15 protein-coding genes are annotated in these 18,147 nt (G+C 71.6%); 13 read left to right on the forward strand and 2 right to left on the reverse strand.

What is annotated here, in order from left to right:
• Positions 1-8: 8 nt before the first annotated feature.
• The 10 genes from ACYVLJ_RS42875 to ACYVLJ_RS42920 all read left to right on the forward strand — a co-directional run bounded on the left by ACYVLJ_RS42875 (position 9) and on the right by ACYVLJ_RS42920 (position 10,291).
• Positions 9-842 (forward strand): SDR family NAD(P)-dependent oxidoreductase, encoded by an 834-nt coding sequence (locus ACYVLJ_RS42875; protein ID WP_460443002.1) that lies wholly within the window; start codon positions 9-11, stop codon positions 840-842.
• Entirely contained in the window at positions 835-1,611 is a 777-nt protein-coding gene (locus ACYVLJ_RS42880) for an SDR family NAD(P)-dependent oxidoreductase (protein WP_460443003.1), read from the forward strand. The genes ACYVLJ_RS42875 and ACYVLJ_RS42880 overlap by 8 nt, the downstream gene beginning before the upstream one ends.
• Entirely contained in the window at positions 1,608-3,032 is a 1,425-nt protein-coding gene (locus ACYVLJ_RS42885) for an FAD-dependent oxidoreductase (RefSeq protein WP_460443004.1), read from the forward strand. Before ACYVLJ_RS42880 ends, ACYVLJ_RS42885 begins: the two co-directional genes overlap by 4 nt.
• The gene (locus ACYVLJ_RS42890) at positions 3,029-4,333 is read left to right on the forward strand and encodes an MFS transporter (protein WP_460443005.1); all 1,305 of its coding nucleotides are present in this window, start codon (positions 3,029-3,031) and stop codon (positions 4,331-4,333) included. The genes ACYVLJ_RS42885 and ACYVLJ_RS42890 overlap by 4 nt, the downstream gene beginning before the upstream one ends.
• A gap of 20 nt (positions 4,334-4,353) precedes the next feature.
• Positions 4,354-4,875: a MarR family winged helix-turn-helix transcriptional regulator gene (locus tag ACYVLJ_RS42895; RefSeq protein WP_460443006.1), complete on the forward strand. Its 522-nt coding sequence runs from the start codon at positions 4,354-4,356 to the stop codon at positions 4,873-4,875.
• Positions 4,876-4,984: 109 nt separating this feature from the next.
• Positions 4,985-6,184, forward strand: a complete 1,200-nt coding sequence (locus ACYVLJ_RS42900; RefSeq protein ID WP_460443007.1) for a homogentisate 1,2-dioxygenase — start codon at positions 4,985-4,987, stop codon at positions 6,182-6,184.
• A complete protein-coding gene (locus ACYVLJ_RS42905) occupies positions 6,151-6,981 on the forward strand; it encodes a hypothetical protein (protein WP_460443008.1) in 831 nt (276 codons plus the stop codon). The genes ACYVLJ_RS42900 and ACYVLJ_RS42905 overlap by 34 nt, the downstream gene beginning before the upstream one ends.
• Positions 6,978-8,147 (forward strand): fumarylacetoacetase, encoded by a 1,170-nt coding sequence (fahA, locus tag ACYVLJ_RS42910; protein ID WP_460443009.1) that lies wholly within the window; start codon positions 6,978-6,980, stop codon positions 8,145-8,147. The genes ACYVLJ_RS42905 and fahA overlap by 4 nt, the downstream gene beginning before the upstream one ends.
• A gap of 285 nt (positions 8,148-8,432) precedes the next feature.
• Positions 8,433-9,284: a phosphatase PAP2 family protein gene (locus ACYVLJ_RS42915; protein ID WP_451983871.1), complete on the forward strand. Its 852-nt coding sequence runs from the start codon at positions 8,433-8,435 to the stop codon at positions 9,282-9,284.
• Positions 9,281-10,291, forward strand: coding sequence for a YdcF family protein (locus tag ACYVLJ_RS42920; protein WP_460443010.1), 1,011 nt, complete (start codon positions 9,281-9,283; stop codon positions 10,289-10,291). Before ACYVLJ_RS42915 ends, ACYVLJ_RS42920 begins: the two co-directional genes overlap by 4 nt.
• 1 nt (position 10,292) lies before the next feature.
• Here the strand turns inward: ACYVLJ_RS42920 and ACYVLJ_RS42925 are convergent, their stop codons facing one another.
• Positions 10,293-10,910 carry a TetR family transcriptional regulator gene (locus ACYVLJ_RS42925; RefSeq protein WP_460443011.1) on the reverse strand — a complete coding sequence of 206 codons (618 nt, stop codon included), beginning with the start codon at positions 10,908-10,910 and terminating at the stop codon, positions 10,293-10,295.
• A 116-nt stretch (positions 10,911-11,026) separates the two neighbouring features.
• Between ACYVLJ_RS42925 and ACYVLJ_RS42930 the strand changes: the two genes are divergently transcribed.
• Genes ACYVLJ_RS42930 through ACYVLJ_RS42940 form a run of 3 tightly spaced genes read left to right on the forward strand, consistent with a single transcriptional unit; the run spans position 11,027 to position 14,336 of the window.
• Positions 11,027-12,580 carry an acyl-CoA synthetase gene (locus tag ACYVLJ_RS42930; protein WP_460443012.1) on the forward strand — a complete coding sequence of 518 codons (1,554 nt, stop codon included), beginning with the start codon at positions 11,027-11,029 and terminating at the stop codon, positions 12,578-12,580.
• Entirely contained in the window at positions 12,577-13,569 is a 993-nt protein-coding gene (locus tag ACYVLJ_RS42935; RefSeq protein WP_451983879.1) for an LLM class flavin-dependent oxidoreductase, read from the forward strand. The genes ACYVLJ_RS42930 and ACYVLJ_RS42935 overlap by 4 nt, the downstream gene beginning before the upstream one ends.
• An 11-nt stretch (positions 13,570-13,580) precedes the next feature.
• Positions 13,581-14,336: an SDR family NAD(P)-dependent oxidoreductase gene (locus tag ACYVLJ_RS42940; protein ID WP_460443013.1), complete on the forward strand. Its 756-nt coding sequence runs from the start codon at positions 13,581-13,583 to the stop codon at positions 14,334-14,336.
• A gap of 74 nt (positions 14,337-14,410) precedes the next feature.
• On the opposite strand, the gene ACYVLJ_RS42945 is transcribed toward ACYVLJ_RS42940, so the two are convergent.
• The coding region (locus ACYVLJ_RS42945; protein WP_460443014.1) for a DUF6531 domain-containing protein at positions 14,411-18,147 on the reverse strand (3,737 nt) is incomplete at its 5' end.

Genomic DNA, 18,147 nt, shown 5'->3' on the forward strand with positions numbered 1-18,147 from the left:
AACCCACGATGACGACCCACGAGCCCACCGGTCCCGGGCGGGTCCTGCACCAGCCGGTCACCACGGTGTACCCGGAGTTCCCGGGCAAGGTCGCGGTGGTCACCGGCGCCGCCCGCGGCATGGGCGCCCGCTTCACCGCCGCGCTCGCCACGCGCGGGGTCGACGTCGTCGGAGGCGACATCGACGGCACCGCGATGGCCGCCACCGCGGCCGAGCTGACCGCCGCGCTGGCCGAGAAGTCCCTGGAAGCCAAGCCCGGCCGGATCGTGTCGTCCACTGTGGACGTCACGGAGGCCGCCGACCACCTCGCCCTGGCGCAGCGCGCGATCGACGAGTTCGGCCGGATCGACTTCTGGGTCAACAACGCCGGGATCTTCCCGTTCGCGGAGGTCCCCGAGATCACGCCGGAGCAGATCCGCGCGACGCTGTCGGTCAACGTCGAAGGTGTGCTGTTCGGCGCCCAGGCCGCAGCCAGGCACATGAAGCCCGGCGGCGCGATCGTGAACATGTCGTCGGTGTCGGCCGTGCGCGTGCGCAAGGGCCGCGGCGCCTACTGCAGCTCGAAGGCCGCCGTCGCGCACCTCACCGAATCGCTGGCCGTCGAGCTGGGCGACCAGGGCCTGCGTGTCAACGCCATCGCGCCCGGCTACATCGACACCGAGATGACGCGCTGGATCCAGGACGACGCGCCGGCGCTGGCCAAGGCTCTCGACGCCGTGCCGTTGCACCGGATCGGCTCGCCCGAAGAGGTCGCCGGCGTGCTGCTGTTCCTGCTGTCGGACAGCGCCCGGTACGTGACCGGGCACAGCATCGCCGTCGACGGCGGGTCCCGGCATGTCTGAGTACCCGGCCGTCGTCCTGGTCACCGGCGCGGCGGGCGGCATGGGCGCGTCCCACGCCCGGGCGCTCGGTGCGCTGGGCGTCCACGTCTGCGCCGCCGACGTCGCCGATCCTTCCGGCGTCGTCGGCGAGATCCTCGCGGACGGCGGTTCGGCGTCGGCGCACCACCTCGACGTCACCGAGGCCGCGCAGTGGGACTCCGTCGTCGCGGAAATCCGCTCACAGCAGGGCGAACTCCGCGGGCTGGTGAACAACGCCGGGATCTCGCGGCGGCTGGAGTTCATGGACACCACGGCCGAGGTGTGGGACCGGGTCGTCGCGGTCAACCTCACCGGGCCGTTCCACGGGATGCGCGCGGCCGCGCCGCTGATGCGGGACTCCGGCGGCGGGTCGATCGTCAACATCTCGTCGATCTCCGGGCAGATCGGCTACTTCTCGCCCGCGTACTCGGCCAGCAAGTGGGGTCTCACCGGACTGTCCAAATCGGCCGCCGGGAACTTCGCCCGCTGGGGCATCCGGGTCAACTCCGTCCACCCGGGACTCGTCGGCACGGCGTTGCTCGCGGGGGCCGGTGCGTTCGTCCGGTCCGCCGTGGACAGTGTCCCGGCCGGGCGGATGGCGCGTCCGGAGGAGATCACCGACGCCGTGCTGTTCCTGCTGTCGAACCGGTCCACCTACATGACCGGCAGCGAGGTCACCGTCGACGGCGGCCTCGTCTCCAACGGGCTCTACCACCGCATCGTCGCGGAGTCGGGAGGTGACCTCGGATGAGCGCCGAGGAGTACGACGTCGTCGTCGTGGGCGGCGGGGGAGCGGGGCTCGCCGCCGCCGTGTCGGCCGCCGAGCGCGGCGCGTCCGTCCTGCTGTTCGAGGCCGAGCCGGATCTCGGCGGCTCGACGCAGCTGTCGGCGGGCATGTTCACCGCCGCCGGCACCAGTGTCCAAAAGGGACTGGGCATCGAGGACACACCGGAGAGGTTCTTCCAGCACTACATGGACCTCAACCAGTGGCAGCTCAAGCCGGGGCTGGTGCGCGCGTTCTGCGAGGAGTCCGGACCGGCCTTGGAATGGCTGATCGGGCTGGGCGCCGAGATCCCGGCGAAGGTGTCGCACAACGCGCATTCCCCGGGCCTCACCCGAGCGGGCGTCGAAGACGTCTGGCGGGCACACGTGCCGAAGGACCAGGGCTACGGCCTGGTCCAGGTGCTCGACCGGGCCCGGCGCAGGGCCGGCGTCGAGGCGATCCTGAACACGCGGGTCGAGCGGCTGCTCGTCGAGGGCGGGCACGTCACCGGCGTCGTCGCCGACGGGATCGAGGTGCCCGCGACCGCGGTGATCGTCACCACGGGCGGCTTCGCGCAGGACCCGGCGCTGGTCACGCGGCACTACCCGGCGGCAGGCGCGGCGGGCGACGACCTGTTCGTCGTGGCGGCTCCCGGCTCGCGGGGCGACCACTTCGGGTTCGGGTCCCAGGTGGACGCCGCGATCGCGGGCGACGGCTGGGGCCTGCTGCTGCCCACCGCGTACTTCCAGCGGCTGCACCACTGGCAGTCCGGTTTCCCGCCGGTGTCGCGGGTGCTGGTGAACGTCCACGGCCGCCGGTTCATGGACGAGGACGCCTCCTACGCCGTGTCGGGCGGGATCATCGACGCCCAGGACGGTCCCGTGTGGACGGTCTTCGACGAGCGGGCGCGCGCCACCCTGCCCACCGGGTACGCGCACTGGGACGCCGGGCACGTCCTGGCCGAAGCCGAAGCCGGGCGCACGATCCGCGCCGGCAGCGTCGAGGAGCTGGCCGGAAAGCTCGGCGTGCCCGTCGGCGCGCTGCGGGCGACGATCGACCGCTGGAACGCGAACCTGCCCGTGGACCCGGAGTTCCTGCGCCACGAAACCCTGGCCGCCAAGGGGCGCACCGCCCCACCCGAGCCGATCGGGCGGCCGCCGTTCTACGCGGCGCGCACGCTGCCCGCCGAGCTCGTCTGCACCCACGCCGGACTCGAGATCGACGGCACCGCCGCCGTCCTCGACGCGCGCGGGGAGCGCGTGCCCGGCCTGTTCGCCGCGGGGGAGGCCGGAGCCGGCGTGCTCGGGCCGCGGTACGTCGGCGGCGGGAACGCCGTCGCCAACGCCATCACCATGGGCCGGGTCGCCGGCCGCAGCGCCACTCACTCACCGTCGAGGAGCACCCCATGACCGTCCACACGCCGACCGCGGTCGGGAGAAGCACCGTCCGCAAGGTCGGGCTGCGCATCATGCCGATCGTCGGCCTGCTCTACGTCTTCAACTACATGGACCGCGCCAACATCGGCTACGCCCAGCTCGGCATGGGCAAGGAGCTGGCGATCGACGCCGCCACGTTCGGGGCGGCGTCGGCGATCTTCTTCCTCGCCTACGTGGTGTTCGAAGTCCCGAGCAACATGATCATGAAGAAGGTCGGCGCGCGGCTGTGGCTGAGCCGGATCGCGGTCAGCTGGGGCATCGTCACGGTGGTCACCGGGTTCGTCGCGAACACGACGCACCTGATCATCGCCCGGATCGTGCTCGGCATCGCCGAAGCCGGGTTGTTCCCGGGCCTGCTGCTGTACCTGACGCTGTGGTTCCGCGGGAAGGAACGCGGCCGCGCGATCGCGACGCTCGCCCTGGCCCAGCCGATCGCGCTGATCCTCGGCAGCCTCACCGGCGGCTGGATCCTCGACCACGCGCACTGGCTCGGGATGAGCAGCTGGCAGTGGGTGTTCGTGCTGCAGGGCGCGCCGGCGATCCTGATCGGCGTCGTCACGTTCCTCCGGCTGCCGGACAAGCCCGCGGACGCGAAGTTCCTCTCCCGCGACGAGCGCGAGTGGCTGCAGACCGAGATCGACAAGGAGTACGTGCCGGAGGAGAAGGAGACCTTCCTCGGCCAGCTGCGCGCGGTGCGCAACGGCAAGGTCCTGCACCTGGCGTTCGCGAACCTGTTCATCGCCTGCGGCCTGTACGGGCTGACGTTCTTCCTGCCGCTGATCGTCAAGCAGCTCGACCCGAAGTACTCCTCGACGAACATCGGCCTGCTCGGCGCGATCCCGTACGTCGTCGGCGCGGCCGGCATGCTGCTGCTCGCGCGCAACTCCGACCGGACGGGCGAGCGCAAGGGGCACGTGATCGCGCTGGTGCTCGTCGCCGCTTTGGGCTTCTTCGGCGCCATCCAGTTCAAGTCGGTGCCGGTGCTGTCGCTGGTCAGCCTGTCGCTGGCGGCGGTCGGCGTGCTCGGCTACCTGGCGCCGTACTGGGCGATGGCCTCGAAGGTGCTGTCGAAGGAGCACACGGCCGTCGGGCTGGCCGCGATCAACTCGATCGCCGCGCTGGGCGGGTTCTTCGGGCCCTACGCGATCGGGCTGGCGGCCACGGACACCGACGTCACGGTCGGGCTGTACTTCCCGATCGGCTGCCTGGTGCTCTCGGCGATCATGCTGGCGTTCCTGAAGGTCCCGCGCGAGCGCAACCAGTTTCGAGTTTGACCATTTGTTAAGGTGCCCGGATGGACGAGGAGCTGGACTTCTGGTCGTTCGTCGAGCTGGCCAACCGCCGGCTCTCGAGCGAGTACGGCTTCCGCCACCAGCTGGCGACCGAGGTGCTGCTGACCCTCAACCGGGCGTCGGACCTGGTGACCTACGACCTGGAGGCCGCGGTGCACCGGCCGCGCGGCCGGTCGTGGTCGGGGTTCCGGCTGCTGTTCGTCGTCTGGCTGGCCGGGCCCCTGGAACCGAAGACCGCGGCCCGGCTCACCGGGATGAGCCGGGCCGCGGTGTCGAACCTGATGAAGCCCCTCGTCGCGGACGGCCTGCTCGACCGCGTCCCGGACGAGCACGACGGCCGTTCGGTCCAGCTGTCGCTGACCGAGGCGGGCCACGAAGAGATGGTCTCGGTGTTCCGCGAGCACAACGAGCGCGAGTTCGGCTGGACGGACGCCCTCACCGAGGAAGAGCAGCGAATCCTGGTGCTGCTGCTGGGCAAGCTGATCACCGCCCGGGCCGGCTTCGACGCCCGCAGCCGCCGCTAGCCCCACCCCGCACGACAGGCCGCGGCAGACCCTCTACCCGCGGCGCGCAACAGGGGCTAAGCTGCCCAAAGATAGTCAATGCCTGAACTATATCGGCCGGAGGAGAACCATGGCGTACTACCGCCGCGCGGGGACCATCCCGCCGAAGCGGCACACCCAGCACCGCACCCCCGAAGGCGGGCTGTACTCCGAAGAGCTGATGGGCGAGGAGGGCTTCTCCTCGGACTCGTCGCTGCTCTACCACCGCGGCGTGCCGTCGGCGATCGTCGACGCGACGCCGTGGGAGCTGCCGGACCAGACGCTCACCGAGAACCGCCCGCTGGTCCCGCGCCACCTCAAGCTGCACGAGCTGTTCCCCGGCCAGGACTGGAAGAGCGCCGACGTCGTCACCGGCCGCCGCCTGGTGCTGGGCAACGGCGACGTGCGCATCTCCTACGTCGCGGCGGGGGAGACCTCGCCGCTCTACCGCAACGCCGTCGGCGACGAATGCGTGTACGTCGAGTCCGGCGAGGCGCGCGTCGAGACGATCTTCGGCGTGCTCGAAGCGCGCCAGGGCGACTACGTGATCCTCCCGCGCGCGACGACGCACCGCTGGGTGCCGGCGAGCGACGAGCCGCTGCGCGCGTACGTCGTCGAAGCGAACTCGCACATCACGCCGCCGAAGCGCTACCTGTCCCGCTTCGGCCAGCTGCTGGAGCACGCGCCGTACTGCGAGCGCGACCTGCACGGGCCCGAGGAGCCGTTCCTGGCCGAGGGCGAGGACGTCGAAGTCCTCGTCAAGCACCGCGGCTCGCGCGGCATCACCGGCACCCGCTACGTCTACCCGGCGCACCCCTTCGACGTCGTCGGCTGGGACGGGTTCCTCTACCCGTACACGTTCAACATCGCCGACTTCGAGCCCATCACCGGCCGCGTGCACCAGCCGCCGCCCGTGCACCAGGTGTTCGAAGGGAACAACTTCGTCATCTGCAACTTCGTCCCGCGCAAGGTCGACTACCACCCGCTCGCCGTGCCGGTGCCGTACTACCATTCCAATGTGGACTCCGACGAGGTGATGTTCTACTGCGGCGGGAACTACGAGGCCCGCAAGGGATCCGGCATCGCGCAGGGCTCGATCAGCCTGCACCCGGGCGGGCACAGCCACGGCCCGCAGCCCGGCGCGGTCGAACGGTCGCTCGGCGCGGAGTTCTTCGACGAGCTGGCCGTCATGGTCGACACCTTCCGGCCGCTCGAACTCGGCGAAGGCGGGCTGGCGAGCGAAGACCCCGGCTACGCGTGGACCTGGGCCGGACGGGGGCCGGTCGCGTGATCCCGGCCCTCTTCACCGGGCTGTGCGACGACGCCGCGGTGTTCCCGCCCGGCCTCGCGCCGTTGCCGGACGCCGTCGCCGCGCACGACGAATACGTCAAGTCCTGGTACGCCGGCCTCGTCGGCCCCCTGGTGCTCGCCGCGCCGGCGCTCGACGCGCTGGGCGACCTGCTCGGGCCGCGCGAGAGGCCGTTGCCGGTCGCGGTGACGCTGCCCGGCGGGCCCGCGCAGCTCCCGGGCGTGCTCGACGCCGTGAAGACGCTGCCCGTGGACCTGCAGGCGCTGGAAATCGCGGTGCCGGAAGGGATGCGGCCCGGCGAGGTGCTCTATGCCGTGGCGGCCGCGAGCGCGCCGGTGTACGTCGAAATCCCGCGCGACGAGCGCCGCGTGCCGCTGCTGCGCGCGCTCGCCGGGACGGGCCACCGCGCGAAGTTCCGGACCGGCGGCGTCCGGGCCGACCTGTACCCCGGCGAGTTCGAGCTGGCCGAGGCGATCCGGGCCGCCGTCGACGCCGGGGTGCCGTTCAAGGCCACCGCCGGGCTGCACCACGCGCTGCGCAACACCGACCCGGAGACCGGGTTCGAGCAACACGGCTTCCTCAACCTGCTGCTCGCGGCCGGCGCACCCGAGCGGGCCGAGGCCCTGCTCGCCGAGCGCGACGGCGCGACGGTCGCCGCGCTGGTGCGCGACCTCGATCCGGGTGCCCGCGAGCGGTTCACCTCGTTCGGCACGTGCAGCATCAGTGATCCCCTGACCGAGCTGGCCGCCCTCGGCCTGCTGCCCCGAGGAGAGGCATGACCACGATCGACATCCCGGCCGGCTCCCCGTTCGGGACGGCCAACCTGCCCTACGGCGTGCTTTCGGTCGGCGGCGGCGCCCCGCGCGTCGGCGTCCGCGTCGGGGACTCGGTGCTCGACCTGGCTCGCGCGCTGGGCGACGACGTCTTCGCGGCGCCGACGCTCAACCCGTTCATGGCGCAGGGGTACGACCGCTGGGTCGAGGTCCGGTCGCGGGTGACGTCGCTCGTGGCGGGCGAGGTCCCGGACGACGCCGTGCACGCGGTCGCGGACGTCACGCTGCACCTGCCGTTCGAGGTCGCGGACTACGTCGACTTCTACGCGTCCGAGCACCACGCGTCCAACGTCGGGCGGCTGTTCCGGCCGGACGCGGAACCGTTGCTGCCCAACTGGAAGCACCTGCCGGTCGGCTACCACGGCCGCGCCGGGACGGTGCTGGTGTCGGGCACCGACATCGTCCGCCCGAGCGGCCAGCGCAAGGGTGACCCGGCACCGGTGTTCGGCCCGAGCACGCGGCTGGACATCGAGGCGGAGCTGGGTTTCGTCGTCGGCACGGGCACGCCGCTGAACACCCCGATCGCCCCGGCCGACTTCGCGCGGCACGTGTTCGGCGCGGTGCTGCTCAACGACTGGTCGGCGCGCGACATCCAGGCCTGGGAGTACGTGCCGCTGGGCCCGAACCTGGGCAAGAGCTTCGCGACGTCCGTCTCGGCGTGGGTCGTGCCGATCCTGGCGCTCGAGGCCGCGCGGATCCCGCTGCCGGGCCAGGACCCGGAACCGCTGCCGTACCTGCGGGAAAGCGAGCCGTGGGGGTTGGACGTCGACTTGGTCGTCGAGTGGAACGGCCAGGAGGTCAGCCGCCCGCCGTTCCGCGAGATGTACTGGTCGCCGGCGCAGATGCTGGCCCACCTGACGGTGAACGGCGCGTCGTCCCGCACCGGCGACCTGTACGGCTCGGGCACGATTTCGGGCCCGGAGAAGCACCAGCGCGGCGCGTTCCTGGAGCTGAGCTGGGGCGGCAAGGAGCCGCTGACGGTCCAGGGCGAGGAGCGCAGCTTCTTGCTGGACGGCGACGAAGTGGTGATCACGGGTTCGGCCCCGGGCCCGAACGGCGACCGCATCGGCTTCGGCGAAGTCCGCGGCCGGATTCTCCCGGCAGGTCACTGAGGCACCTGTCTCATCAGATGGCCCGGTGACCGGTTCGACGGACCCGCGGGCGGCGCGGCGATGCTCGCCGCCGCGTCGCCGAGACGGCAGGCGTCGGCCTACCGGCACTGGCCCCGCCCGGACGACCTGCTGCTGGACAGCATGGGCGGCGCCGACCTGCCGCACTGGCCTGAAGCGCCGACTGTGAGTCAACTGTCTCAGACAGAAAAGAAACCCTCGGTGTGCGCACGAACGCGGTAGGTAACTACGCTGTTCGGAGCAAGCCCGGCTGAAGGAGGGTTCAGGGTGGTTCCAGCCCGTCGCTGGCTGATCGTCGCGGTCGGCTGTGCGCTGGTCGTGGTGGTCGTCTACCTCCTCGCCGTCTGGACGGTTCCCGGGCAGGCCTTGGAGAACGCCGCTCTCCGCGGGGCCGATGAGGCCGGCGCCCGGGACCAGGCGGTGGCCGATGACAGCCTGAGCCGGATCACCGTGTACTCCCTGGCCGTCGCGGTCGTGCTCGTCGGGGTTGTCGGGCTGCTGCGCCGGCGGGTGGACCTCGCTTTCGCGGCCGTCGGCGTGATCGTCGCCGGGCAGGTCGTCACGCAGGTGCTGAAGCGGTTCGTGCTGCCGCGGCCGCCGCTCGTGCCGTCGACCGGGCACTACGCCGCCAACAGCCTGCCCAGCGGGCACACGACCATCGCCATGACCGTGCTGTTCGCCGCCCTGCTCGTGGTGCCGTACCGCTGGCGCGGGGTGACGTTGTTCCTGCTGCTCTCGTGGGCGGTCGGCATCGGCGCGTACACCGTGACGGCGAAGTGGCATCGCCTGTCCGACACGCTCGCCGCCGACGCGATCGCGCTCGGGCTCGCCTGCCTGGCGTCGTGGTGGCTCGCGCGGCGCGGGGTCGTGCACCGGCACGACGGGCCGCGCCGGATCCCGCGGGTGCTCGTCGTGAGCATCGCATCCGTTGGTGGTGCGGTGTTCCTGGCGCTCGGCACCGTCCTCATCGGAGCGTCGCTGCTCGGCGGCGGCTACGAGGAAACGGTGCGGGACAACGCCTGGGTCGTCTACCTGGCCGCGAACTCGTTCGCCTCCTTCGGGTCCGTCGCCGCGGCGCTCGCGTTCCTGGCGACCTGGCGACGCCTGGAGGTCCGGTGAACCCGGCCCTGATCCCGCTGGCCGCGGCCGTCTTCTGCTTCGGCGTCTTCCTGGTCAGCTTCCTGCTCGACCGGCGCAAGCTGCGCAACGGCTTCTACCTGTTCTTCGCGCTCGCGTTCCTCGGCCTGGCCGTGCTCGCGCTCCTGGCGTCGATCTCGCCGGAGGCCGCGGCGATCGTCGCGTTCGGACTGTTCGCGCTCATCCCGCTGACCATCGTGGTGCTCGCGGTCTTCCTGATCTGCAACGGCGTGACGATGCTGCGCCGCGAAGGACGGCGGCCGGCGAACCTGCTGTCCCTGGCCGCCGGGGTCGGCATCGTGGCGCTGATCGTCTTCGGCTTCGTGGTCGGGCAGCTGCGCTGGGCGCCGCTGGAAGCGGTCCGCGACAGCGTGGACGGGATCGTCGCCTACCTGTCGTTCCTGTTCGTGTGCTTCCTGTTGTACTCCTTGGTGTACGGCCGGATCCGCAGCCGCCGCCCGCTCGACTTCGTGGTGGTGCTGGGCTCCGGGCTGCTCGGCGGCCGGACCGTCCCGCCGCTGCTGGCGAGCCGGCTCGACCGCGGCCGGCGGGTGCTCGACGCCGAAGACCGCAAGGGCCGCTCGCCGCTGCTGGTCACCTCGGGCGGGCAGGGGCCGGGGGAGGACGTGCCCGAGGCGCACGCGATGGCCGACCACCTCGTCGGCCGCGGCCTCCCGCGCGAGCGGATCGTGCTCGAAGACCGCTCGCGCACCACGCGGGAAAACCTGGCGTTCAGCGACGCCCTCATGCGCGAACGGCGGCCGGACTACCGGTGCGTCGTCGTCACGAACAACTTCCACGTCCTGCGCGCGGCGCTGATCGCCCGCAAGGCCAAGGTGAACGGCCAGGTGATCGGCGCCCCGACGGCGTGGTACTTCTGGCCGAGCGCGACCCTGCGCGAGTTCGCGGCCATCCTGGTCGACCACCGCGTCCTCAACGGCATCGTCTGCGCGACGATCATCGCACTGAGCGTGCTGAAAGCGCTTTGAGTCAGCCGACGAGCCGGGGGAACAGCTCCTGGATCCCGCGCCGCAGTTCGGTGAGCGAGTCCTCCGCTCCGGTGAGGTGGCGCAGCAACGCCTGCTGGAACAGGCCGTCGAACAGGGCGTACGCGTCGGCCGGGGTGCAGTTCGGCTCGGCCGCCGCCAGCTCCGCGTACGCCGAGACGTTGCGCCAGATCATGTCCTGCAGGCTGTCGTCGATCTCGGCGACGTCGTCGCGGTACGCCGGCTCGAACAGGGACTGGGTGCGCAGGTCGTACCAGAGCCGGTGCATCAGCGGGGCCTCGGCCAGCGCCACCGCCAGCCCGTCGGCGCACGCCGCCGCGAGGCCGGGGGCCGTGGCCGCCGCGCCGACGCCGCCCTCGTAGCGCTTCACGCAGGCTTCCTTGTAGCGCCGCACGCAGTACGTGATCAGCTCGACCTTGTCGGCGAAGTAGTAGTGCAGCAGCCCGTGGGAGAACTTCGTGTGCTCCGCGATCGTGCGCAGGCTCGTCCGGGCGTAGCCGAGGTCGGCCAGCGCGAGCAGCGCCGCGTCGGCGAGCTCCCGGCGGCGTTCCTCGAACTTGTCGACTCGGGTCCGCCGCCTCACGGCGGCTGCGCTGGTCACCGGCCGAAGATACCATCGAGCGGTTCTCTGACCAATCGTCCAAGAAAATCTTGACATTCGTCCAAACGGCGGCCAAGGTCGTCAGCAGCCGCCGACAGAGCTCGAAAGGGACGACGATGTCTCTGTTCTTCTACCTGGAAAAGGGTGCCTCCCTGGATCCCGGTGCCCCCTGCCTGACCCTCGACGGGGTTTCGCGGTCCTACGGCGAAGTCGTCGAGCTCGCCGAGGCCGTCGCCCGCGCGTTGCGACGCTCCGGCGTCGCGCCCGGCGACAAGGTCGGCATCCTCTCGGCCAACGACCCGACCGCGTTCACCTGCGTCTTCGGCATCGCCCGCGCGGGTGGCGTGTGGTGTCCGATCAACCCGCGCAACGCGGCCGGCGAGAACGCCGAGCTGCTCGACCTGTTCGACTGCGGCACCCTGATCTTCCAGCCGGCCTTCGAGGACCTCGTCCGCCAGATCGCGCCGAAGCTGCCGAAGCTCACCACGCTCGTCCGGCTCGGGGACGGCGACGACTTCGCCGCGGGCTTCCGGGACTGGCTCGACGCGGCGAAAGACGATCCCGCCGTCGAAGCGGCCCAACCCGACGACGTCGTCGCGCTGGTCGGCACCGGCGGCACCACCGGACGGCCCAAGGGCGTCATGCTCACCGACCGCAACCTCGAGGCGATGTCGGCGATCACGCTGATGAGCTACCCCTTCGAGGGACGCCCGGTGTACCTGGCGCTGGCCCCGCTGACGCACGCGGCCGGCGTCCTGTGCTTCCCGGTCCTCGCCCGCGGCGGGGAGGTGGTGATCATGGCCAAGCCCGACGTCGGCCGCTTCCTCGAGCTGATCGAACGCCACCGCGTCACGCACACGTTCCTGCCGCCGACGCTGATCTACATGGTGCTGGGACACGAATCCCTCGACACGACGGACCTGTCGTCGCTGCAGTGCTTCTGGTACGGCGCCGCCCCGATGTCCACGGCCCGGCTGACCGAAGCGCTCGACCGCATCGGCCCGATGGCGCAGCTGTTCGGCCAGTCCGAAGCCCCGATGATGATCTCGACGATGTCGCCCGCGCAGCACCGGAGACCGGACGGCACCGTCCACACGGGACGGTTGTCGTCGGCGGGCCGTCCGTCGCCGCTGGTCACCGTGGCTATCCTCGGCGAAGACGGGCAGCCGGTCCCGAAGGGCGACCGCGGCGAGATCTGCGTGCGTGGTTCGCTCGTGATGGCGGGCTACTACCGCAACCCCGAGGCCACGGCGGAGGCGTCGGCGCACGGCTGGCACCACACCGGCGACATCGGCTTCCTCGACGACGAGGGCTACCTCCACATCGTCGACCGCGCCAAGGACATGGTCATCACCGGCGGGTTCAACGTCTATTCCGCCGAAGTCGAGCAGGCGGTGATGGCCCACGACGCCGTCCGCGACTGCGCCGTGATCGGCCTGCCCGACGACAAGTGGGGTGAGCGCGTCACGGCCGTCGTCCAGCTCCAGCCCGGCAGGGAGCTGGACACCGGCGAGCTGATCGCGTTCGTCAAGGACCGCATCGGCAGCGTCAAAGCGCCGAAGCAGGTCGAGATCTGGCCCGAGCTGCCGCGCTCCACCGTCGGCAAGGTCCTGAAAGCCGACATCCGCTCCAGTTTCACCCACCACAGCAAGGAGGCTGTCCGACCATGAAACTCGCGCTCTACCTGCCGAACTTCCGGGACAAGGTGACCGTCCGGGAGCTCGAGGACCTCACCGCGCTCGCCGAAGACCTCGACTTCGACTCCGTCTGGACGCTCGACCGGATCATCGTGCCGGAGGCCTCGGACCGAGGGGAAATGCAGTACCCCTTCGGAATGCTCGACGAAATGGGCAGGCAGCTCCCGGTGAGCTCGCGGGGCGAGTTCCTCCAGGGCATGCCGCTGCTCCCGTGGCTCGCCGCGAAGACCTCGAAGGTCCGGATCGGCATGAGCATCATCGACACGCCGTACCGTTCCCCCGGCGTGCTCGCCGCGGAACTGGCCACCATCGACCACCTCTCGGGCGGACGGCTCAACGTCGCCGTCGGCTCCGGCTGGATGCCGGAAGAGTTCGCCGCCGCCAGCGCCGCGCACATCTTTCCCAAGCGGCACAAGCACGTGCGCGAAACCCTGGAGATCATGCAGGGCATCTGGACCAACGAAGTCTTCGAGTACCACGGCGAGTTCGCCGACTTCGAGCCGGCCGGGTTCGGCGCCAAGCCGGTGCAGAAGCCGCACCCGCCGATCTTCTTCAGCGGCCTCAAGGACCCGAAGCGCTCGGCCAGCCGCATCGCCAAGTACAACCTGTCGGGCTGGATCGGGATCCAGGACTCGCCCGAGGACATCCAGCGGTGGCGCACCGAGATCCAGCGCGAGCTCGACCAGCTCGACACCAAGCGGTCGGTCGACGACCTCGAGATCTCCAGCATGATCTGGTTCGTCATCACCGACCAGGACGTGGACCAGAGCCCCCGGGGCAAGGGCACGAACCTGCTCGTCGGCTCCGAAGCGCAGATCACCGACCAGCTCAAGCGGTACAAGGAAGCCGGGCTGACGATGCCCTTCCTGTGGCCGCCGTTCGCGGACGTGCCGGTCGCGAAGACGCTGGACGACCTGAAGCGCGTCAAAGAAGAAATCCTGCCCAAGATCGAAGCGATGTGAGAGGAACCAGCATGTCCGAACTCGAGGGAAAGCGCGTCTTCGTCACCGGGTCCGGGGCGGGGATCGGCAAGGCGATCGCGGCGCTGTTCACCGAACGCGGTGCCCGGGTCGTGGTCAGCGACCTGAACGCCGACGCGGCCAAGCAGGCGGCCGACGAGATCGGCGCCGCCGGGGTCGCGAACTGCGACGTCACCGACGAAGGCCAGGTGCAGGCCGCCATCCAGCAGGCGGTCGACCTGCTCGGCGGCCTCGACGTCCTGGTCAACAACGCCGGCATCGAGGTGTCGTCGCCGCTGCTGCAGCAGTCCACGGAGAGCTTCGACAAGATCTTCGCGGTCAACGTGCGCGGCACGTTCGTCACGATGAAGGCGGCGACCCCGCACCTGGTGGAGTCCAAGGGCAACATCGTCAACATCTCCTCGATCGCCGGCGTCGGCGGCAGCCCGCTGCTCGGCTCCTACTGCGCGACGAAGGCGGCGGTCATCCAGCTGACCCGCGTCGCGGCGGTGGAGATGCGCCCGGCGGGGATCCGCGTCAACGCGGTCTGCCCGGGCTTCGCCGACACGGCGATGGTCGAGCGGCTGGTGCCGGACTTCGAAGCGGCGACCCAGGTCCCGTTCGGCGACCTGGTCGCGGCGAAGCAGGGCCGGCTCGGCACCCCGCAGGACATCGCCGAGGTGGCGGCGTTCCTGGCGTCCGACCGGGCGAGCTGGGTGACGGGCAGCCACTACGTCCTCGACGGCGGGCTGACCGCGTCGCTCGTCTGACGTCATCACCCGGCGGGCCCGCGCAGGGGGCGGGCCCGCCGGCGTCGGACCCGGACACCTCGGCTACCAGGGCGTCAAGGCTTCTTGTACGGCTTCGTCGCGCCGGTCTCGGCGTTGTGCTCCGTGACGCTGATGCCCTGCTCCTCCAGCTTCTTGTACTCGATGGCGTCGAAGATGTTGTCCGGCCTGCGGTAGGGGTAGATGTCGCCGTTCGGGTTGGGGATGCCCGTGCTCGTCTGGGCGCCCGGCTTGTCCGGGAAGACGACGTGGGTGTCCGGGGTCGAGTTCTTCGCGAACGTCTCCGACGCGTGGTCCCATTTCTCCTTGACGAAGTTCTTCTGGTCCAGGTTGGACGTTCCGTGGTCGCCGTGGGACCAGTAGCCCTTGTCCGGGTCCTTCATCATCTTGTCGTCGACCCAGCCGGGCATCTTCAGGTGGTGGTCGGCGACGAGCCCCTCCAGGGTGTTGCCGCCGTGTTCCTTGGCGACCGAGTTCGCCTTGAACTCGATCGAGCCCAGGTACGGGTCGTCCGGGGCGCCGTGGCCCTGCTTGTAGCCGCCCGACCAGAAGAAGTGCTTGTCCGCGCGCATCATCTGGTCCAGCTCGGGCTTGAACGCCTCCCACTCCTCGCGCGTCATGCGGTTGACGGCGACGCCGAGGTCGGGCTTCTTCGCCGGTGGTGGCTGGAGGTCGGGGTGCTGGTCGAAGTCGTCCGGCCGGGGACGTTTCGTGCTCGCCGGCCCGCCGGTCTTGCCGCACGTGCCCACCAGCCCGAGCGGGTCGCCGACGAGCAGGGGCTCGGTGACGTAGCCCGCCGGGTCGGGGGCGGCGGCGAGGCCCAGCGGGTCCTGGCTCAGGTACCGCGCCGTCTCCGGGTCGTAGTACCGGAACACGTTGTAGTGCAGCCCGGTTTCCTCGTCGCGGTGCTGCCCGGGGAACGCCAGCGGGACGGCCGCGGCGTCGGCGCCGGGCAGCGGCACGCCCCAGAAGCTGCTCCGGTCCCGCCAGACCAGCCCGCCGCGCGCGTCCAGCAGCTCGGTCGGCGTGCCCGCGGGCGAGGTGATCACGCAGCGGAACCGCACTTCATCGCCGGTGCGCTCGACCTGCACGACCGGGCGGCCGTCGCCCGGGTGACGCTCCCACGTCAGGACGCGCGGCGACCCGTCCGCGCCGTGCTCGACCCGCTCCACGAGGGCGAAGCCGCTCCAGAGGAACCGCGTGTCCGCGGTGAGCGAGACCTCGCCGCCGGCGCCGGTGACCCAGCGCCGCTTGGCGAACCGCCGGCCCAGCGGGTCGTAGTGGTACGTCCAGCGCGCGCCGTCCGGGGTGCGCACCGAACGCAGCCGGTCCAGCCGGTCCCACGTGTACGTCCACGACCCGTCGCCGCGGTGGCGCCCGGTGACGCGGCCCTGCGCGTCGGCCGTGTAGCGGGTGCCACCGGCCGAGACCAGCGTGTTTCCGCGGTAGGCCCGCGGTCCGGGCAGCGCCGGCGTGGCCGCCGAGGTGATGCTCCCGGCGGCGTCGCGGGCGAACCACTCGACCCCGCCCGGGCCGTGCGCCTCGCTGACGCGCCCGCCGTCGTCGAACTCCAGCCGCCAGGTGTCGCCGACGGCGGCGAGCCTGCCGTCGGGCCGGTAGGCGTAGGTGCGCGGCCCGACGCCGGCGATTTCCTCCGCGGCGAGCCGGTCTTCCGCGTCGAACCGCCGCCGGAGGAGAACCGTCCCGTCGACGCCGCGGGCGACCTCGCGCCCGGCCGCGTCGTGCTCGAACCCGACGTCGTGGCCCGCGATCCGCAGCGACCGCGGCAGGCCCGCGTCGTCGAACGCCCACGCACTGTCCACACCGGACGACGTGCGGCGGCGCAGCACGGCGCCGTCGTAGTCCCAGGCCACGCCGAGGCCGTTGACCGTCTCGGCGACGACCCGGCCGCGCTCGTCGCGTGCGATCTCCACGCGGGCCTCGGCGTTCTCCGCGATGGCCAGGCGGCCCAGCGCGTCGTAGGCGTAGCGCGTGACGTCCTCGGCCGTGCGCCGCTCGACGACGTTGCCGAGCAGATCGTAGGCGAACTCGACGGGTTCGCCGAGGCCGTTGGTCATGCGCCGCAGCTGGCCGGCCTCGTCGTAGGAGTAGGTGAGGCGACGGCCGTCGTAGTCGGTCTCCTCGGCCAGACGGCCCGCGGGATCGTAGGTGTAGCGCCAGGTCAGGCCCCGCGGGTTCGTCACGGAGGTCAGCCGCAGCTCGCCGTCGTAGGTGTAGGTCGTGCGCGCGCCCGCCGTGTCGACGTCGGCCACCGCCAGCCCGAACGGCCCGTAGCTGCGCCGCCGCACCCCGCCCGCGGCGTCGCGGTACTCGACGACCTGGCCTTCCGCGTCGTGCACCCAGGTTTCCCGGTCGCCGTGCGGGCCGATCCGCCAGGCGCGGCGGCCCTCGGCCGTCCAGCCCAGCCGGGCGGCACCGCCGGACGCGGTGTGCACGAGCTGCGGACGGCCGAACAGGTCGCGGTCGCCGGGGCGCACGTCCGTCGCCGGCGCGTCGCTCAGCGGGTCGGGAGCGTCGCCCGGTCCGGTGGCCCCGGACAGTGCCGTGAAGGGGTCGGCCGCGGGCGCCACGCGCTGGACCGCGGCGTCCCCGTCGCCCACCCGCAGCCGCACTTCGCCCGCGCCCGCGGGCAGCGTCCGCACGACGGAGCCATCGGCACGGATGACCGTCCTCAGTTCGCCATTCTCGTATTCGTAACGGGTTTCGCGGCCCAGCTCGTCCACTTGGGACAGGAGCTGGTCGTAGCGGCTCCACGTGTAGCGCCGGGTGCTCCCCAGCGGATCGGTCCGCTCGACGAGCTGGCCCGCGTCGTTGAGCCGGTAGGTCCAGGTGTGGCCGAGCGCGTCGGTGTGCCGGGTGACGCCGGGCTCGTAGGCGAAGACCGCGTCGTAGAAGCCGTGCGCCCCGACGGTGCGGACGCAGCGGCCGTCGGTGTCGTAGACGTAGCGGTACCAGGTGCCGGTGCGGTCCTGCCAGCCGACGAGCCGGTGATCGAGGTCGTAATCGAGGGTCATCGGGCGGCCCGCGAAGTCCGCGATCGTGGTCAGCTGGCCGAGCCGGTTGTAGCCGAACCGGACCAGCGGCGCCGCGTCGGGCGCGCCCAGGGCGACGATCCGGCCCTCGGCGGTGGCGATCCGGAGTTCGACGCCGTCGTCGCGGCGCAGCCCGGCGGGGGAGCCGTCCGGGGCGTACGCGATCTCGGTGCGGCTGCCGTTCCGTGCGATCGCCGCGAGCCGGCCACCGCCGGTGAAGTGCAGTTCGCGGTCGCCGGTGACGAGCCGGTAGCCGCCGGGGGAGCGGTGCAGCGGGTGCCGCGGGCCGTCCAGCGGCAGCACGGGTTCGCCGGTGGGCACCGGGTAGACGAGGACCATGCCGTCCTCGGCGTGGAACCGGACCCGCCCGGGGCCGACGTCCAGCCGCTGGTCCAAAGTGGACGCCCAGGACGGGCCGAACCAGCGCCCACCGCGGTAGGCCGACAGGTGGGTGCGCGACAGCTCCAGATCGCCGGCGTCGCCCGGCAGGGTCACGTCGACCTGGGTCATCACGACCTCGCCGGTGGCGACGTCGACGGGGTCCCCGCAGTAGGTCTTGGTGTCCGACGGCTGGGCGCGGTCACGCGGGCCGTCTTCCTTCGGCTTGGGGGCGTCGCCCTTCGGCGTCCCGCCGGGCGGCGGATCGCTTTTCGCGACGGGCGGCGGGTCGGCGGGTGGGTCGGTCTTGGGCGGGGGATCGGTCTTGGGGGGCGGGTCGCTCTTGGGGGGCGGGTCACCCT

The organism is Amycolatopsis stemonae (assembly GCF_054781455.1).